A 3,404-nucleotide genomic window follows, 5' to 3' on the forward strand; every position below is an offset into this window, starting at 1 on the left:
GAAGGGATTTCAGCAGCAGCCCAGCCGTCAGCTTACGCGGGTCGAGCGCGATGTTGCCGTGGCTGAGAATGGCGCCTTCGCGGTCGATGCCGAATGTCTCCGCCAGCGGCGCCGGCGTCAGATAGGTCGCGGCGATGCCGGCTAGCCGCCGTGCCTTGGCCTCGTCGCGCAGTTCCGACGGACCAAGTATCGTGCCAGACAGATAGAGCGACGGCGCCCGGCTCAGGCCACAGTTGATGCCGAGTTCGGCGATGCGTCCGGCGAGATTGGAGACGGCGAGCCGCGAGCGCCGCCAGGCCTGCTGCGCCGAGGCTCTGCCGACCATCTTCGAGAGCGTGGAGAGAGGCTGGTCTATTTCGAATGCCACCAGTGCGGTGGTTGCGGCCGTCGAGCCCTTCAGCGGACCGCGCCGGTCGATACAGATCACCCGATGGCCATCGGCCGTCAGCGCCTCGGCCATCATGGCGCCGCTGATGCCCATGCCGACGACCAGCACATCTGCCTTGACGTCCCGGACCAGGCCGTCCGTCGGCACCGCAGGCGCGCGATAGGCTGACCAGACGGGCTGGCCAGTTCTGAGGTCGAGTTTGCGGGACATCGCATTCTCCGGCGGCGCGCCTTAACGCCCCGGAGCTTGTGTTGTTCCGGAGTTAGAGCGGCGAGCTGCTCTAACTCCCGTTGACGAAATTCCCAAGGGAAAGCGCTATTCGCTTTTCCCGGGAAAACCGTTTCACACTTTTCCTGGAATTTCTCCTAGACCCAGCCAGACAGTTCGCGCCGCACCATCGCCTCGATCACCGCCATCCCCTCCGCGCTGTCGTTGAGGCAAGGGATATGGGCGAAATTCTTGCCGCCGGCATGGTGGAAGGTTTCGGCCGCCTCGCGGCCGATCTCATCCAGCGTCTCGATGCAGTCGACGGAAAAGCCGGGATTGACGACGGCGATCGACTTGACGCCGTCCTGTGCGAGTTTCTCCACCGTCTTGTCGGTATAGGGTTGCAGCCATTCCTGCGCGCCGAAGCGCGACTGGAAGGTGATGATCAGTTTCCTGTCATCCCAGCCGAGCCGTTCGCGCAACAGCCGCGTCGTCTTCTGGCAGTGGCAATGATAGGGATCGCCCTTCTCGAAATAGGGTTTTGGAATGCCGTGATAGGAGGTGATGACCACCTCCGGCTCGAAATCCAGCGTCGCCAGATGCCGTTCGATCGAACGCGCCAGCGCCTCGATATAGACCGGCTCGTCATAGTAGGGCGGCACGCTGCGGACGGCCGGCGCGCGGCGCATCTTCATCAGCGCGCGAAACAGCTGGTCGTTGGCTGTTGCCGTGGTCGTCGCCGAATATTGCGGATAGAGCGGAAACGAAAGAATGCGGTCGCAGCCCTGGTCGGCCAGACGCTGGGCAATGCTGGCGGTCGAAGGATTGCCATAGCGCATCGCCCAGTCGACGACGACATCAGGCAGGTCGCGCAGCGCTTCGGCCAGCTTTTCGGCCTGGGCACGGGTGTAGGTGCGCAGCGGCGACTCGTTCTTTTCCCGGTTCCAGATCCGGGCGTAATTGGCGCCCGACTTCTTGGGGCGCGTGGTGAGCACAAGTCCATAGAGGATCGGATACCAGATCGCCCTGTTGAGCTCGATGACGCGCGGATCGGACAGGAATTCACGCAGATACCGCCACATCGGCTTGAAATCGGTGCCATCGGGCGTGCCCAGATTGACCAGCATGACGCCGATCTTGCCCGCCTTGACCGGCGGATGCCCAGCGGGCAACGGGCCGAGCGCTTTTGCGACCTTGGGATCGGCAGGGGTGGGAAGCGTCATAAGGGTTCTCCGGGAGACGCGAACCTAACCATCTTGCGCGCGCATTCAATGCAGCGTCTGGCCGCACCTTAAAGCGGATTGTCCGAATGGATTCAGACGACCCGCTTTAACTCTTTGTTTTATGCATGTCGTTTTCCCAAAACCGAGGTCACTTTTGGGCGACATGCATTAGCCCGAAAACAGGACGCCCGTCCGGTTTTCGGACGGGCGGTGTCATTCAGGCATATAAGCGAGCTATTTCGGCGGGATGGTCAGGGGTGCGCCGACAGGAAGCCGGCGGGGTTCGTAGCCCTTGTTGGCGCCCGAAATGACCTTCCACCTGGCGCCGTCGCCATAGGCTTTCTTGGCCAGATCCCAATAGGTGTCGCCGGCAACGATGACATGGCTGGCTTCCGCTGGCGCGGCCTCAGCAGGCTTTGCCGGCTCGGCCGGTGCCGGCGCGGCTGGTGGCGCTGGCGGGGGAGGTGCTCCTTCCGTCGATATGGCCGGTGGTGTGTTGGCGATATCGCCCGAGTTGGCCGGCAATTCAGGCATTGCCGGTGCCGCTTCGGCAGGCTTGGCGGCTTCAGCCGGTGCGGGCGCCGGGGTGGCCGGTGCCGCTTCGGCTGGCTTGGCCGGATCGGTTGCCGGGGCCGCAGGCGCCGCGGCGACGGTCGCGGCTATTTCGGTGATGCGGCCGTCGAGCTTCGGCGTGTAGGGCCTGTGGGCGCCGAGATAGTCGGCAACCACCTGTTCCAGGCCGGGGCCGTAGTCGTAGGCATTCCTGGCCTTGTCGGCAAAGACCTTGTAGCCGTCGCCGCCCTGGCGAACATAGTTGTTGGTGGCGACCAGATAGTCCTTCTCCGGCTTGATCGGCGTCCAGGCACCGCCTTCCATGACCTCCACCGATTTGACCCGGCCGGCATTGGGCGCAACGGATTTGTCGAAGGAATATTTCAGGCCGGCGACCTGGGGGAAGCGCCCGGCGCCGTCCTCGACCTGACTGAGACCGCCCTCGAGGCCGGCCACCAGATCCTTGCCCGAAATCTGGAAGGTCGCCAGCGTGTTCTGGAAGGGCAGCACGGTCAGCACCTCGCCCATGGTGACGGTGCCCTTGTCGATCGAGGCGCGCAGGCCGCCGCCATTGGAGATGACGATCTCGACGCCCTGTCCCTTGACGCGGTCGAGGATGGCGTCGGAGACGAGATTGCCCATCGCGCATTCGCGGGTGCGGCAGCTCTCGCGACTGCCGTCGATGACGTCGGTGGTTTCGGCCACTTCCTTGTTCTTCAACGCCTCGATCGGCGCCCCAAGCTCCTTGATGCGGGCGAGCACGGCCGGGTCGGGGGTGATCGACTTGTCGAGATAGATCGGGTCGCCGCTGGCCGATTTGACGACGCCATTGTCGTCGAACACCACCTTGAACTCGCCGAGATATTTCGAATAGGAGGCCGCCTGCACCACCGGCACCTTGCAGCCGTCCGGATTGTCGACCATCGTCGGGGAGGGGCCTTCCGCCTTCGGATCGGTGTCCGACAGCAGGGAATGGCTATGGCCGCCGACGACGACATCGATGCCCGGGATCTTGGCGATGACGTCACGTTCGC

General features: G+C 63.9%; 3 protein-coding genes. All 3 read right to left on the reverse strand.

The window, feature by feature from the left end:
• Positions 1-598, reverse strand: a 598-nt coding sequence (locus tag EN879_RS28810) for an FAD-binding oxidoreductase (protein WP_164774634.1), incomplete at its 3' end; no start/stop codon positions are given.
• A gap of 155 nt (positions 599-753) precedes the next feature.
• The gene (gene hemH, locus EN879_RS28815; protein WP_013529728.1) at positions 754-1,818 is read right to left on the reverse strand and encodes a ferrochelatase; all 1,065 of its coding nucleotides are present in this window, start codon (positions 1,816-1,818) and stop codon (positions 754-756) included.
• Between the two features lie 234 nt (positions 1,819-2,052).
• Positions 2,053-3,404 (reverse strand): 5'-nucleotidase C-terminal domain-containing protein (locus tag EN879_RS28820; protein WP_127274408.1); only part of this gene is annotated, 1,352 nt, incomplete at its 5' end.

This window comes from Mesorhizobium sp. M7A.F.Ca.AU.002.02.1.1, assembly GCF_003998535.1.
GTDB lineage: Bacteria > Pseudomonadota > Alphaproteobacteria > Rhizobiales > Rhizobiaceae > Mesorhizobium > Mesorhizobium ciceri.